Here is a 13,503-nt window from a genome sequence, read left to right as displayed (position 1 = left end):
GCACGCGACGGTACGCACAGGGGCGCGGGGAGGTGAACGGGGTACGGCGAAGGTGCTGCGAGCCTCAGCGGCGGACGGCTCCACCGGCGCCCGGCACCGGGAAGGCTCCGGTCGCGCGCCGGGTGATCTCGCCGTAGATCTCGGGATCGGTGGTGTACGCGCCGAGCTCGACGGTCTTCCGGCTGCCGTGGTAGTCGCTGGAGCCGGTCGTGAGCAGCCCCAGTTCGCGGGCGAGGCCGCGCAGCCGGGCCCGGGTGGGCTCGTCGTGGTCCATGTGGTCGACCTCGATGCCGTCGAGGCCCGCCTCCGCGAGGGCGGCGATCGTGGACTCGGGGACGACCGCGCCGCGTTTCGCCGCGCCCGGGTGGGCGAAGACGGCGACCCCGCCCGCCGCCTTCACCAGACGGACGGCCTCGAAGGGGTCGAACTCGTGCTTCTCGGCGTATGCCCGGCCGCCGTTGCCCAGCCAGTCGGGCGTGAAGGCGTCGGAGACGGTGGGGACGACGCCGAGTTCGACGAGGGCGGCGGCGACGTGCGGGCGGCCGACCGAGCCGTCCCCGGCGATGCGGGCGACCTGCTCCCAGGTGATGGGGACGTCGAGGGCGCGCAGCTTGCGGACCATCTCCTGGGCGCGCGGCACCCGGTCGTCGCGGACGAGTTCCCGGGCGCGCTCCAGCTCGGCGTCGGCCGGGTCGAAGAGGTAGGCGAGCAGATGCATGCCCACGCCGTCGACGCGGCAGGAGAGTTCGGCCCCGGTGACGAGGGTGAGCCCCTCGGGCAGCGCGTCGATGGCCTGCTGGTGGCCGCCCACGGTGTCGTGGTCGGTGAGCGCGACGACGTCCAGGCCCGCGGCGGCGGCGTTGGCGACCAGCTCGGCGGGGGTGTCCGTGCCGTCCGACGCGGTGGAGTGGGTGTGCAGGTCGATACGCACGACGGCTGACTCCGGGGCTCGCGGGCGGACGGGGGACCGCTCAAGGATAACCGTCGCGGGCCAGGCCTCAGGCCGCGAAAGCCCTCTGGCCCACGTGATCTACCGCTCGCTCTTGCCTTGCCGGGGCGGCGCCTCCGGGGCGGTGAGCAGGCGCGGGGTGAGCGCGCCGCAGGGGACGAGGTCCACCTCTCCCCCGGCGTCCCGCAGATCGGTCAGGACCAGCTCGTCGTACATCAGGAGCCCCGACTGCTCGGGCCACAGGATCGCCCAGAGCCACAGCCCCCGCGCCTCGCCCGCGAAGACGGCGCGGTCCTCCGGGGCGTTCCGGACGTGCCAGAGCGGGGTGGGGCGGCCGGCGGCGTGGACCTTGGCGTCGGGGGCGGAGTCGACGTTCAGGTGGTGACCGGGGTCGGGGCCCTCGATGCCGGCGTACCGGGCGCCGAGTCCGACGCCGAGCTCCTCGGCGACGAGGAGCAGCTCGCCCATCCCGCCCAGCGGACCGGGTCCGGAGCAGGCCACGGCGCTCGCACGGCCGCCGCTGCGGTCGTCGCCCGCACTGGCGGCCCCGGTGAACAGCCAGCCCACGGGGAGTGGCCAGGGCATCCAGACGGGGACCTGGGTGCGGTGCACCACGACGCCGAGCGCCTCGACGCTCGGTGGGACGACCGGCTGCATCGGGTGGACCTGGCCGTGCACGGAGCACTGCCAGGCGTCGGCGAAGAGACCGGGCGCCCTGACCCGGCCACCGCACTTCGGGCAACTGGGTTCGCCCCTCATAAGGACCAACCGTCCTCCCCGCCGGTCCTCCCGTCAAGGACGATCACCCGTCCGCAGCGTGGCCCTGACCGGGGAAAGTAGATGTAGCTTGCATTTATTAGATTGTCTAACTTATTCTGTGCATAACGCATCGATCTGATGGGGCCGAGGGAGAAGGAGAGAGCCCATGCGGGAAGAGGATCCGTTCGACGAAGGAGCGACCGGAGGCGGCATCCTGCGCCAGCCGAAGGCCGTCTGGGCCACGGCGGGCGCCTCGGTCGTGGCCTTCATGGGGATCGGCCTGGTGGACCCGATCCTGCCGTCCATCGCCCAGGGGCTGGACGCCTCGGCGAGCCAGGTGTCGCTGCTGTTCACCTCGTACTTCCTGATCACCGCCTTCGCCATGCTGGTCACCGGCTTCGTCTCCAGCCGCATCGGCGGCCGCAAGACCCTGCTGGCCGGTCTCGCGCTCGTGATCGTCTTCGCCGCGCTCTCCGGCACCTCGTCCTCCGTCGCCGAACTCGTCGGCTTCCGGGCCGGCTGGGGTCTGGGCAACGCCCTCTTCGTCTCGACCGCCCTCGCGGTGATCGTCGGAGCGGCGGCGGGCGGCAGCGCGGCGGCGATCCTGCTGTACGAGTCGGCGCTCGGCCTCGGCATGGCGTGCGGACCGCTGCTCGGCGCGCTGCTCGGGGACGCCAGCTGGCGCTACCCGTTCTTCGGCACGGCCGCGCTGATGGCGATCGGCTTCCTCTGCATCGCCGCGTTCCTCAAGGAGCAGCCGAAGCCCGCCGTGAAGACCTCACTGCTCGATCCCGTCAAGGCGCTGGGCCACGGCGGCCTGGCCTCGGTGGCGGCCTCGGCGTTCTTCTACAACTACGCCTTCTTCACGATCCTGGCCTTCACACCGTTCGTGCTGGACATGACCCCGTACAAGTCGGGCGCTGTCTTCTTCGCCTGGGGCCTGCTGCTCGCCGTCTTCTCCGTGCTGGTCGCCCCGCGCCTCCAGCGCCGCTTCGGCTCGCTCAAGGTGCTCGGGGGCTCGCTGGTGCTGCTCGCCGCCGACCTGCTGGTCCTCGGGTACGGCAGCCACACCACGGCGATCGTCGCCACGATCGTCTCCGGCGCGTTCATCGGCATGAACAACACCGTCTACACCGAACTGGCCCTCGGGGTCTCCGACGCCCCGCGCCCGGTGGCCAGCGCCGGCTACAACTTCGTCCGCTGGTTCGCCGCGGCGGCGGCCCCCTTCCTCGCCCCGAAGATCGAGGAGTGGACCGACATCCACGTCCCGTTCGTCGTCGCCGCGCTCGCCGCCCTGGTCGGAGCGGCCGTCGTGGTCGCCCGGCGTACGGCGCTGACCCACGAGGCCGAGGAGCTGGAGCCGGCCCACGCGATGGAGGACAGCGTGACGGTCTTCGCCGACTGACGCCTCCTCAGGGGGACCGGTCAGTCCAGCGGTACGGACGTGCGCAGCGGGTCGCGCAGGTCCGTACCGTGCGTCAGCCACCGCTCCTGGAGCTCCTGCGCGCCGCGCACCCGCTTCCAGGCGGCCTCGTTGTGCGTCATCGGCAGCAGCGGCAGGAAGCAGACCGGCTCCATCGGCTCGTCCAGCTCCAGGTCCTCCACCAGACCGCCGGACTCCGCGACCAGCACCGAGGTGAACGGCGCCCCGGTCCACAGCGGCTTCCCCAGGTCCAGCGAGGCGCCCGGGGCCACGATCAGCCCCTCGACCTGCGGGGAGGCGGCCAGCACGGCCAGCGGGCGCAGCACCTGGTCGGTGTCGGCGATTCCGCCCCGTACGGAGAGGATCAGCTCGGCCCGGGGCCCCTTCACCGGGTCGGCGAGCGGGGAGGTGGGATCGGCCATCGGCGCGCCCGACATGCCGAGCGTCGCGTAGCGCACGATGTCGCCGTCGAGGAAGCGCAGCACCTCGATGCGGTCGGTACCGAGGAACGTCACATCGGCGCGGGCGTCCGGTTCCCCGAGGGCGGAACGGAGCCGGGCCTCGACCAGCGGAAGAATTTCTGCCATGCGGTGAGCATAGATCGCGTGGTGAATGGGCAAAGTACGGGATTGGGCCTTGAGCGGCTGATAGCCTGGCCGCCGGTCGGGACAGCACGCAGAAGCGTCGCTCTTCTTCGTCCCGACGACACGTCGTCCCCCAAGGGGGACCGGCCGGAGGAGGTGGGGACTGCTATGGATCCAAGTCGACCGTGCAGTACCGACCGCTCTTCCGAGCCTCACCTCTCCCGCTGATCCGACGTCTCCCGTCGGTCGCCCGGGCCGACATCGCCGTCGTGTCCGGACGACTTCCCGACAGCGGTCCGCGTGACGGAAGAGCCCTTCGTTCCTGCCTGCCTGTAGCGCATTTTGCCTGTCTGTAGCGAACGCCGTCATCGCGCCCGCGCGGTGGAGCCCGCTTTGCGGACGTGAGCCCACGTCCCCATTCCGGGCTGTTCCACGCCCTCGCCGACGGCCCTCCGTGAAGGAGCCAGCCATGTCGATGATCCGTGACCTGCGCGCCGCCGTGCGCCCGTCCTCCCTGCGCCCGTCCCTCCGTAAGAACAGCGCCCCTTACAGCGCGTACGACACCACCCGCGACCCGTCCGCCTCCAGCGCCGTCGTCGACTGCGCGGTCTACCGCGACGGCCGCCGGCTGGTGACGCCCGCCACCCCGACCCCGCACGAGGCGATGCTCCAGGTGCGGGAGGAGGGCGGCTTCGCCTGGATCGGTCTGCACGAGCCGACGGAGGCCGAATTCGCGGGCATCGCCCGGGAGTTCGGGCTGCACCCGCTGGCGGTGGAGGACGCCGTCCACGCCCACCAGCGGCCCAAGCTGGAGCGGTACGACGACACGCTGTTCACCGTCTTCAAGACGATCCACTACGTGGAGCACGCCGAACTGACCGCGACCAGCGAGGTCGTGGAGACCGGTGAGGTGATGTGCTTCACCGGCCGGGACTTCGTCATCACCGTCCGGCACGGCGGCCAGGGCTCCCTGCGCGCTCTGCGCCACCGGCTCCAGGACGATCCGGAGCTGCTCGCCAAGGGCCCGTCCGCCGTGCTGCACGCCATCGCCGACCATGTGGTCGACGGGTACATCGCGGTGGCCGAGGCCGTGCAGGACGACATCGACGAGGTGGAGATCGATGTCTTCTCCACCCCGGCGAAGGGCTCCGCACGCGGCTCGGACGCGGGCCGGATCTACCAACTCAAGCGCGAGGTGCTGGAGTTCAAGCGGGCGGTGTCCCCGCTGCTGCGCCCCATGCAGCTGCTGAGCGAGCGTCCGATGCGCCTGATCGACCCCGACATCCAGAAGTACTTCCGCGATGTCGCCGACCACCTCGCCCGGGTCCAGGAAGAGGTCCTCGGCTTCGACGAGCTGCTGAACTCGATCCTCCAGGCCAATCTGGCGCAGGCGACGGTCACGCAGAACGAGGACATGCGCAAGATCACCTCCTGGGCGGCGATCATCGCCGTGCCGACGATGATCTGCGGGGTCTACGGCATGAACTTCGACTACATGCCGGAGCTGGAGTGGAAGTACGGCTATCCGCTGGTGCTCGGCGTGATCGGGGCGGTCTGCTTCTCGATCTACCGCATCCTCAAGCGCAACGGCTGGCTGTGAGCCCGGCCCGATCCGGACGAGAAGCCCCGAGGCCCGTCTAAGCTCGCCCCCATGACTGACGCCGCCGCGACCGACGCCGCCGCCGGCCTGCTGGAGCGGGCCCTCGCCGAGGAGGCCACCAAGAAGTCGGGCCTGGTCTGGGTCCGGGGCTCCGGGCCCGCCCGTGCCGTCTGGCACGTCTGGCACGAGGGCGCGGCGCTCCTGGTCGGCGGCGGCCCCGGCGAGCAGCCGCTGCCGGAGGGCCTGGCCGACGGTGGCCGCGCCGAGGTGACCGTACGCAGCAAGGACAAGGGCGGCCGGATCGTCGCCTGGAGTGCGGCGGTACGTTTCCTGGCGCCGCGCTCCGAGGAGTGGGAGGCGGCGGTCGCCGAGCTGAAGGGCAAGCGGCTGAACGCGCCGGACGCCGAGGCGATGCCCGAGCGGTGGGCGCGCACGTGCACGCTGGTACGGCTGACGCCCGAGGCGGTGAGCACCGAGCTGCCGGACACCTCGCTGGCGGCCGTTCCGCTGCCGACCGCGGCCACCACCCGGGAGCCCGTCCCGGCAGCGGTCCCCCGGCTGCTGCTGAAGCGCCGCCGGAAGGGCTGAGCGGGGCCGGGCCCGGGGCTCAGCCGGAGGACTTGGGGAGCTGGCCGCCGTAGTCGACGGTGTCGTCCTTCTCGGGGGCCGCCAGTGGGAAGGCCTGACCCCAGTCCGCCAGCGAGACCGTTCCCCCGCCGCCGCCCCGGGCCACCCGTACCGGATACGGCTCCTTCTCCAGCGAGACGTCGAAGGCCCCGCCCTCCCCCTTGCCGCCGAGGACCTGGATGGTGCGCTGCCCGGCGACCGTGTCCCGGCCGCCCTTGTTGAGCGTGCCGTGGAGCGCGAGGAGCCCGTCGAGCAGGACCTTCTTGTCGGTGAAACCGCGCAGCAGGCGGTAGCTGGGGTCGCCCTCGGGGACCTTCACGTACTTGCCGCCCAGCTTGTCGGCGGCCGCCGCGTCGGCGGTCTCGCCCTCGCCCCCGCTGCCCTCGTGGGTCCAGAACTCGGCGGGCGCCTTGAGGTACAGCTCGTCCTCGACCCGCAGCAGCGCGAAGCTCTGCTTCTTCGAGGTCACCGAGCCCATGCCGCCCTCGGCGTTGAGCTTCATGTCCAGCTCGTAGGTGCCGCCCTTGCTGACGAGCGTGCCCGACAGGCGTACGGCACTGGCCGCGTCGGCCGCCGCTCTGGCCTTCTTGTCGATCTGGGCGGCGGAGAGTCTGGCGACGCCGTTGGTCCCCTTGTCCGGGTCCTCCTCCGTGCCGCAGGCGGCCAGGGCCACGGTGAGCCCTCCGCACAGCACGAGAGCGAGGGCGGTCCGGCGATGGTTCCGCACGGCCGGGGCAAAAGAGGTCACGGGCGCACTGCCTCTCCACTGCGATCGGGGGTAGCAGACGGCAGCGTACCTGGGGAGCGCGCACCGTCCGGCAGCCAGCCGTACGGCCGGGTCCGCCGGGGCGCGGCACGGCGGTACGGGCTAGCCTGATCCCGGCGTACCGGCGAAATCCGCTGGTCGGCGACGGCGGACCGGGACGGTCGGGGACGCACGGCCACGGACCGGACGAAACGGTTCCGGTCGGATACGGGACCACACGGACACGGACGGACGAAGGAGGCGGCGGATGGCGGCGGTCACCCCCAGGGTCTTCGTCTCGCACCTGTCCGGGGTGCCCGTCTTCGACCCCAACGGCGACCAGGTCGGCCGGGTCCGCGACCTGGTGGCGATGTTGCGGGTCGGCGGACGTCCGCCGCGCATCCTGGGCCTTGTGGTCGAGGTGATCAGCCGCCGCCGGATCTTCCTGCCGATGACCCGGGTGACCGGCGTCGAGTCCGGCCAGGTCATCACCACCGGCGTCGTCAACATGCGGCGCTTCGAACAGCGGCCCACCGAGCGGCTCGTCCTCGGCGAGTTCCTGGACCGGCGGGTCCGGCTGGTCGAGGGCGACGAGGAGGTCACCGTCCTGGACGTGGCCATCCAGCAGCTGCCGGCCCGCCGCGACTGGGAGATCGACAAGTACTTCGTCCGCAAGGGACGTGGCGGGGCGCTGCGCCGCAAGGGCGAGACGCTGACGGTGGAGTGGTCGGCGGTCAGCGGCTTCTCGCTGGAGGAGCACGGGCAGGGCGCGGAGAACCTGGTCGCCACGTTCGAGCGGCTGCGGCCCACCGACGTGGCCAACGCCCTGCACCACCTCTCGCCCAAGCGCCGGGTGGAGGTGGCCGCGGCCCTGGACGACGACCGGCTCGCCGACGTCCTGGAGGAGCTGCCCGAGGACGACCAGGTGGAGATCATCGGCAAGCTCGCCGAGGAGCGGGCCGCCGACGTCCTGGAGGCGATGGACCCCGACGACGCGGCGGACCTGCTCTCGGAGCTGCCGGAGGACGACAAGGAACGGCTGCTGGCGCTGATGCGGCCGGACGACGCCGCCGACGTACGCCGCCTGATGTCGTACGAGGAGCGCACGGCGGGCGGTCTGATGACGACCGAGCCGATCGTGCTGCGCCCGGACGCCACGGTGGCGGACGCGCTGGCCCGCGTACGGCAGGCGGACCTGTCGCCCGCGCTGGCCGCGCAGGTGTACGTGTGCCGCTCGCCCGACGAGACCCCCACGGGCAAGTACCTGGGCACGGTGCACTTCCAGCGGCTGCTGCGCGACCCGCCGTTCACCCTGGTCAGCTCGATCGTGGACAGCGATCTGGTGCCGCTGCGGCCGGACACCCCGCTGCCGCTGGTCACCAGCTATCTGGCCGCGTACAACATGGTGTCGGCGCCGGTCGTGGACGAGAGCGGTTCGCTGCTGGGCGCGGTGACCGTGGACGACGTCCTGGACCATCTGCTGCCGGACGACTGGCGCGAGACGGACCTGACGGATCTGCACGGGGAGGAGGGGGTCGATCGTGGCGGGCGATGAGCGGTCCAAGGCGTCCTCGACCGGTTCCTCCGGGCTGGTGCGGCCCCCGCGTACCCGGCTGGACCAGCCGAAGGCGCCGCGCCGGCGGCTGCTGCCGGAGTACGACCCGGAGGCGTTCGGCCGGTTCTCGGAGCGGATCGCGCGCTTCCTGGGGACCGGGCGGTTCATCGTCTGGATGACGCTGATCATCATCATCTGGGTGCTGTGGAACATCTTCGCGCCCAAGGACCTGCGGTTCGACCAGTACCCGTTCATCTTCCTGACGCTGATGCTCTCGCTCCAGGCCTCGTACGCCGCGCCGCTGATCCTCCTCGCGCAGAACCGGCAGGACGACCGCGACCGGGTCACGCACGAGCAGGACCGCAAGCAGAACGAGCGCTCCATCGCCGACACCGAGTACCTGACGCGGGAGATCGCGGCCCTGCGGATGGGCCTGGGCGAGGTCGCCACCCGGGACTGGATCCGCTCGGAGCTCCAGGACATGGTGAAGGACATGGAGGAGCGGCAGGTGCTGTTCCCGGCCGAGAGTGACGAAGGCGACCGCTGACGGGCTACCCGTCCGTAGGCCCGCGCGCCGTAACATCGTCTGTATGGCTACGGAAGACGCGGTGCTTGAGGCACTGTCGACAGTGAACGACCCGGAGATCCACCGCCCGATCACCGAGCTGGGCATGGTGAAATCGGTCGAGATCGATCCTGACGGTGTAGTCGCTGTCACGGTGTATCTCACGGTCTCCGGCTGCCCGATGCGCGACACGATCACCCGGAACGTGACCGACGCGGTCGCCCGGGTCGAGGGCGTCTCGCGGGTCGACGTGACCCTCGACGTCATGAGCGACGAACAGCGCAAGGAGCTGGCGAGCTCGCTGCGCGGCGGCACCGCCGAGCGCGAGGTGCCCTTCGCCCAGCCCGGCTCGCTGACCCGGGTGTACGCGGTCGCCTCCGGCAAGGGCGGCGTCGGCAAGTCCTCGGTGACGGTGAACCTCGCCGCGGCGATGGCGGCCGACGGGCTGAAGGTCGGCGTCGTGGACGCCGACATCTACGGGCACAGCGTGCCCCGGATGCTCGGCGCGGACGGCAAGCCCACCCAGGTCGAGAACATGATCATGCCGCCGTCCTCGCACGGCGTGAAGGTCATCTCCATCGGCATGTTCACCCCGGGCAACGAGCCCGTCGTGTGGCGTGGTCCGATGCTGCACCGGGCGCTCCAGCAGTTCCTCGCCGATGTGTACTGGGGCGACCTGGACGTCCTGCTGCTCGACCTGCCGCCGGGCACCGGCGACATCGCGATCTCGGTGGCGCAGCTCGTGCCGGGCGCCGAGATCCTGGTCGTCACGACCCCGCAGCAGGCGGCGGCCGAGGTCGCCGAGCGGGCCGGCTCGATCGCCGTGCAGACCCACCAGAAGATCGTCGGCGTGGTGGAGAACATGTCGGGCATGCCGTGCCCGCACTGCGACGAGACGGTCGACGTGTTCGGCTCGGGCGGCGGCGCGCGGGTCGCGGAGGGCCTGACCCGCACGATCGGCGCCGAGGTGCCGGTGCTCGGCGCGATCCCGATCGACCTGCGGCTGCGCGAGGGCGGCGACGAGGGCAAGCCGGTCGTCCTGTCCGACCCCGACTCCCCGGCCGGCAGTGCGCTGCGCTCGATCGCGGCGAAGCTGGGCGGCCGTCAGCGCGGCCTGTCGGGCATGTCGCTGGGGATCACCCCGCGCAACAAGTTCTGACCCACCGGGCCGGTACACACGGACGACAGGGCGGGCCGGTGGTCATCCGGCCCGCCCTGTCGCGTGCTGGTCGTGCTTCCTGCTCCCGCGGTCGTTACGCGTACGTCCCGATGTCCTTGATGACCGCGAAGCCGAGACCGTACGCGCTCATCCCCCGGCCGTACGCCCCGATGTGCACGCCCTCGTGGGCGGATCCGGCGAGGACCCAGCCGAACTCGGACTCGCGGTAGTGGAACTCCACCGGAACCCCGTCCACCGGCAGGGTGAGGGTCGTCCAGGGCGCGCTGCCGAGGTCGTCGGCGAGGGTGAACGCCGTCTCGGTCTGCTGGTCCAGCCAGTCGTCGCGCAGGGTGTGGTCCATCTGCGGCGGCCAGGTGTACGCCAGTAGGCCGGAGCCCGCGAGCCAGGCCGCCGAGGACACCGTGGTGGCGTCCAGCACCCCCGTACCGTCGCCGCTGCGCCGCACGGGGCTCGCGGCCACCGTGATCACCGCGGCGAACCGCTCCTTGTCAACGGAGCCGTCCGACTTCACCGACGGCTCGTCACCGTGCCCGGTCGCACCGTGCTGCACGGTGCCGTCGGCCGCGGTGCCGACCTGCATCAGCCAGCGCGGGCCCGTGAAGGCCTCGTCCAGCCCGTACCAGGGGAAGGTCGCCGCCCGGTAGCCGTCGGCGGCCTGCCGGGCCGCCGGGGCCTCCTGCGGCTCCTCCGCCGTGGCCGTGCCCGGGACACCGTCCGTATCAATCCGACTCGTCGTCTCCATGTGCGCGGCCGCTCCTCGATCGGTCAGGATCCGGAGCGGCCCGCCCCCCGCGGGCTTGGGCGTCCTCGCAACCGGACAGATGGAGAATAGCGATACCGTCCGGACGAGTCGGGATTGACCGGGGCTCAGGTGGCGTCGGAGTCGAACGGCGGGCGCTCGGGCTGAGCCGGCGAAGGAGCCTTCTTCAGCAGGTCAGGAGCGGTGTCGCCGGTCTTGGCCAGGCTGGTGGAGGGGGCGCCGGCCGACGCGCCCGCAGAGCCGTTCGCCGCACTGTTGGCGGTATCGGACGCGGCCGGGGTGCGGCCGTTGACCGCGTCGGTGACGTCGGCCAGGTCCTTGCGCAGGTCGAAGCTCTCGCGGATCTCCTTCAGCCCCAGGTCGTCGTTGCCGTCCATCAGCTGCTTGCGGACGAACGTCTTGGGGTTGAGGTCCTCGAACTCGAAGTCCTTGAACTGCGGGCCCAGCTCGGAACGGATGTCTTCCTTGGCGCTGTCCGAGAACTCACGGATCTTGCGGATGGTGCGCGTGACGTCCTGGATCAGCTTGGGCAGCTTGTCGGGGCCGAAGACCAGCACGGCCAGCACCCCGAGCGTCAGCAGCTCCAGTGCGCCGATGTCATTGAACACCTTGTTGCTCCTCGTGTTCTCCGCGTGTTCTCCGTGCGATCGCGGCCCGGGTCCCCCTGCGGCCCGGACCGGTCAAAGGTACCTGTCGAAGGTGTCCGGGCGGTACCTCGCGGTGGCGCTCACATGCCGGATCACGTGCCGCTCGCCGAACCGAGCTTCAGGGTCACGGTCCGTTCCCCGCCGCCGCGGGTCAGCTTGAGGTCGAGATCGTCGCCGGGGCGGTGGGCCCGGATCTTCACGATCAGCTCCTCGCCACTGTGCACGCGCTGGCCCTCGACCTGCGTGATCACGTCGCCGGACTTGATGCCCGCCTTGTCCGCGGGGCCGTCCTTGGCGACGGCGGGCCCGCCGTCGGCGTCCTTGGTGCCGACCTTGGCCCCGTCGCCGGTGTACTTCATGTCCAGCGTGACGCCGATCACCGGGTGGGTGGCCTTGCCGGTGCTGATCAGCTCCTCCGCGACGCGCTTGCCCTGGTTGATGGGTATAGCGAAGCCGAGGCCGATGGAACCGGACTGGCCGCCGGACTCGGGGCCTCCCCCGCTGTCGGCCGCGCGGATGGCGCTGTTGATGCCGATGACGTGGGCCTGGGAGTCGACGAGGGGGCCGCCGGAGTTGCCCGGGTTGATCGGGGCGTCGGTCTGGAGGGCGTCGACGTAGCTGATGTCGCTGCCGTCGCCCTTCTCGCCGCCCGCGGTGATCGGCCGCTGCTTGGCGCTGATGATGCCCGAGGTCACCGTGTTGGACAGGTCGAAGGGGGCGCCGATGGCCACCACGGGGTCGCCGACCCGGACGTTGTCGGAGTTGCCCAGGGGCAGGGGCTTGAGGCCGGAGACCCCGCGGACCCGGACGACCGCGAGGTCGTAGCCGCTGTCCTTGCCGACGAGTTCGGCGGAGGCCGTCTCACCGGTGCTGAACGTGACGGTGATGTCGCCGCTGGATCCGGCCGGGGCGACGACGTGGTTGTTGGTGAGGATGTGGCCCTGGCCGTCGAGGACGAAGCCGGTGCCGGTGCCGGACTCCGCGGTTCCGCTGACGTGGAGGGTGACCACGCTGGGCAGGGCGCTCGCGGCGATGCCCGCGACGCTGTCGGGGGCCCGGTCGCCGTTGTCCCGGCCCGCCTGGGGCAGTTCGACGGTGGTCAGCCCGCCGTTGCGCTCGATGTACGCGCCGACTCCGCCGCCGATGCCGCTGGCGACCAGGGCCAGCAGGAGCACCCCCACGAAGGCCCCGCCGCGCCGCTTCTTCTTCCGCCCGGGCTCGGCGCCCTCGGGCGGACCGGGCCGGGTGAACGGCTGCCCCGGAGCGCCCCAGGGGTCGTACTGGAGCCACTGCGTCTGCTGGTGCTGCTGGCCGGGGGCCGGGTGAGCGGGCTGCTGGGCGTGGGCGTGGGGCTGCGGGGGCGGCGGTGCGTAGGTGTCGGTGGGCGCGGCGTGCGGGGGCGGGAAGGCGTCGGCGGGCGCGGGCTGTGCGGCCGCGAAGGCTCCGGCGGGCTGGGCGTGCGGGGGCGTGTGGCCGTCGGCGGGCGCGGGATGCGGTGCGGGCGCGGGGGCCGGCGGCGGGACCGGGGCCGGGATTCCGGCGCCGTTCGTCGCGGGGTACTGCGGGGACGGTCCGCCGGCCCCCGGCGGTACGACGGTGCCGTGGGCCGGGGTCGGCCGCTGCACCGGCGGGGCGGGCGCCCAGGGGCCGGGACCGCCGTAGGGCGGGGTGCTGTACTCGTCGGGCTCGTGCAACGGCTGCCCGGACGGCCGGGGGCGCGGAATCTCCTGCCCTCCGGGCTCGTCGGCCGGGGCGGCCGCGTCGGAACGCGAGGCCGGGGCGGACGCCTGATCCGGGGCGGCCGGGACCGCGTCCTGGACAGCCGGAGCCGGGGCGGCCGGCGCCTGGTCCGGGGCGACGGGGGCCGTGGAGGAAGGCTCGGCCGGAGCCGGGGCGGGAGCCTGGTCCGGGACAGCAGGAACCGGAGCGGCCGGCGCCTGGTCCAGGGCGGCCGGGACCGCAGCGGGCTCCTCCGGCTCCGGGGCGTTCGCCGGGGCCGGGCCGCCGGCCGGCTCCGGGTGGGCGGCGCGCCTCGTGGGGCGGCTCCACCACTTCGCCTGCGGCCCGGTGGGCTTCCCGTCGTCCATGCTCTCCCCGCAACTGGCCTCT

13 protein-coding genes are annotated in these 13,503 nt (G+C 72.2%); 6 read left to right on the top strand and 7 right to left on the bottom strand.

Going from position 1 to position 13,503, the window contains the following annotated elements:
- Nucleotides 1–64: 64 nt before the first annotated feature.
- Both WQO_RS23680 and WQO_RS23675 read right to left on the bottom strand, forming a co-directional pair.
- Nucleotides 65–931 (bottom strand): PHP domain-containing protein, encoded by an 867-nt coding sequence (locus WQO_RS23680; protein ID WP_010061610.1) that lies wholly within the window; start codon nt 929–931, stop codon nt 65–67.
- Between the two features lie 99 nt (nt 932–1,030).
- Nucleotides 1,031–1,708 carry a DUF6758 family protein gene (locus WQO_RS23675; RefSeq protein ID WP_010061611.1) on the bottom strand — a complete coding sequence of 226 codons (678 nt, stop codon included), beginning with the start codon at nt 1,706–1,708 and terminating at the stop codon, nt 1,031–1,033.
- 166 nt (nt 1,709–1,874) lie between these two features.
- Between WQO_RS23675 and WQO_RS23670 the strand changes: the two genes are divergently transcribed.
- Nucleotides 1,875–3,113, top strand: a complete 1,239-nt coding sequence (locus WQO_RS23670; RefSeq protein WP_010061612.1) for an MFS transporter — start codon at nt 1,875–1,877, stop codon at nt 3,111–3,113.
- A gap of 20 nt (nt 3,114–3,133) precedes the next feature.
- On the opposite strand, the gene WQO_RS23665 is transcribed toward WQO_RS23670, so the two are convergent.
- Nucleotides 3,134–3,718, bottom strand: coding sequence for a suppressor of fused domain protein (locus WQO_RS23665; protein ID WP_010061613.1), 585 nt, complete (start codon nt 3,716–3,718; stop codon nt 3,134–3,136).
- Between the two features lie 466 nt (nt 3,719–4,184).
- Here WQO_RS23665 and WQO_RS23660 point away from each other — a divergent pair, with 466 nt between their 5' ends.
- Nucleotides 4,185–5,315 carry a magnesium and cobalt transport protein CorA gene (locus WQO_RS23660; protein WP_010061614.1) on the top strand — a complete coding sequence of 377 codons (1,131 nt, stop codon included), beginning with the start codon at nt 4,185–4,187 and terminating at the stop codon, nt 5,313–5,315.
- Nucleotides 5,316–5,366: 51 nt separating this feature from the next.
- Complete coding sequence (locus WQO_RS23655; RefSeq protein ID WP_010061616.1) at nt 5,367–5,903, top strand: hypothetical protein; 537 nt, start codon at nt 5,367–5,369, stop codon at nt 5,901–5,903.
- 19 nt (nt 5,904–5,922) lie between these two features.
- On the opposite strand, the gene WQO_RS23650 is transcribed toward WQO_RS23655, so the two are convergent.
- Nucleotides 5,923–6,690, bottom strand: coding sequence for a hypothetical protein (locus WQO_RS23650; RefSeq protein WP_029182380.1), 768 nt, complete (start codon nt 6,688–6,690; stop codon nt 5,923–5,925).
- Nucleotides 6,691–6,955: 265 nt separating this feature from the next.
- Between WQO_RS23650 and WQO_RS23645 the strand changes: the two genes are divergently transcribed.
- Genes WQO_RS23645 through WQO_RS23635 form a run of 3 tightly spaced genes read left to right on the top strand, consistent with a single transcriptional unit; the run spans nt 6,956 to nt 9,966 of the window.
- Nucleotides 6,956–8,242: a magnesium transporter MgtE N-terminal domain-containing protein gene (locus WQO_RS23645; protein WP_030810489.1), complete on the top strand. Its 1,287-nt coding sequence runs from the start codon at nt 6,956–6,958 to the stop codon at nt 8,240–8,242.
- Entirely contained in the window at nt 8,229–8,789 is a 561-nt protein-coding gene (locus WQO_RS23640; RefSeq protein WP_010061619.1) for a DUF1003 domain-containing protein, read from the top strand. The genes WQO_RS23645 and WQO_RS23640 overlap by 14 nt, the downstream gene beginning before the upstream one ends.
- A gap of 43 nt (nt 8,790–8,832) precedes the next feature.
- Nucleotides 8,833–9,966 (top strand): Mrp/NBP35 family ATP-binding protein, encoded by a 1,134-nt coding sequence (locus WQO_RS23635; protein WP_010061620.1) that lies wholly within the window; start codon nt 8,833–8,835, stop codon nt 9,964–9,966.
- A 94-nt stretch (nt 9,967–10,060) separates the two neighbouring features.
- Here WQO_RS23635 and WQO_RS23630 read toward each other — a convergent pair whose 3' ends face one another.
- The 3 genes from WQO_RS23630 to WQO_RS23620 form a co-directional block, all read right to left on the bottom strand.
- On the bottom strand, nt 10,061–10,729 hold the full coding sequence (locus tag WQO_RS23630) for a hypothetical protein (RefSeq protein ID WP_010061621.1): 669 nt from the start codon (nt 10,727–10,729) through the stop codon (nt 10,061–10,063).
- A gap of 125 nt (nt 10,730–10,854) precedes the next feature.
- Nucleotides 10,855–11,355 (bottom strand): sec-independent translocase, encoded by a 501-nt coding sequence (locus WQO_RS23625; RefSeq protein WP_010061622.1) that lies wholly within the window; start codon nt 11,353–11,355, stop codon nt 10,855–10,857.
- A gap of 131 nt (nt 11,356–11,486) precedes the next feature.
- Nucleotides 11,487–13,481, bottom strand: a complete 1,995-nt coding sequence (locus tag WQO_RS23620; RefSeq protein ID WP_010061623.1) for a trypsin-like peptidase domain-containing protein — start codon at nt 13,479–13,481, stop codon at nt 11,487–11,489.
- Nucleotides 13,482–13,503: the final 22 nt, after the last annotated feature.

The organism is Streptomyces globisporus C-1027, from assembly GCF_000261345.2.
GTDB classification, from domain to species: domain Bacteria; phylum Actinomycetota; class Actinomycetes; order Streptomycetales; family Streptomycetaceae; genus Streptomyces; species Streptomyces pakalii.
Note: the sequence above shows the minus strand (reverse complement) of the source record. Positions and strands in the feature narration are given on the sequence as shown.

Bases quoted from the DNA above. Each gene is read 5' to 3' on its own strand.
- WQO_RS23655 (WP_010061616.1), top strand. From the start codon at position 5,367: ATGACTGACGCCGCCGCGACCGACGCCGCCGCCGGCCTGCTGGAGCGG.
- WQO_RS23660 (WP_010061614.1), top strand. From the start codon at position 4,185: ATGTCGATGATCCGTGACCTGCGCGCCGCCGTGCGCCCGTCCTCCCTG.
- WQO_RS23630 (WP_010061621.1), bottom strand. From the start codon at position 10,729: ATGGAGACGACGAGTCGGATTGATACGGACGGTGTCCCGGGCACGGCC.
- WQO_RS23620 (WP_010061623.1), bottom strand. From the start codon at position 13,481: ATGGACGACGGGAAGCCCACCGGGCCGCAGGCGAAGTGGTGGAGCCGC.
- WQO_RS23675 (WP_010061611.1), bottom strand. From the start codon at position 1,708: ATGAGGGGCGAACCCAGTTGCCCGAAGTGCGGTGGCCGGGTCAGGGCG.
- WQO_RS23670 (WP_010061612.1), top strand. From the start codon at position 1,875: ATGCGGGAAGAGGATCCGTTCGACGAAGGAGCGACCGGAGGCGGCATC.
- WQO_RS23665 (WP_010061613.1), bottom strand. From the start codon at position 3,718: ATGGCAGAAATTCTTCCGCTGGTCGAGGCCCGGCTCCGTTCCGCCCTC.
- WQO_RS23635 (WP_010061620.1), top strand. From the start codon at position 8,833: ATGGCTACGGAAGACGCGGTGCTTGAGGCACTGTCGACAGTGAACGAC.
- WQO_RS23645 (WP_030810489.1), top strand. From the start codon at position 6,956: ATGGCGGCGGTCACCCCCAGGGTCTTCGTCTCGCACCTGTCCGGGGTG.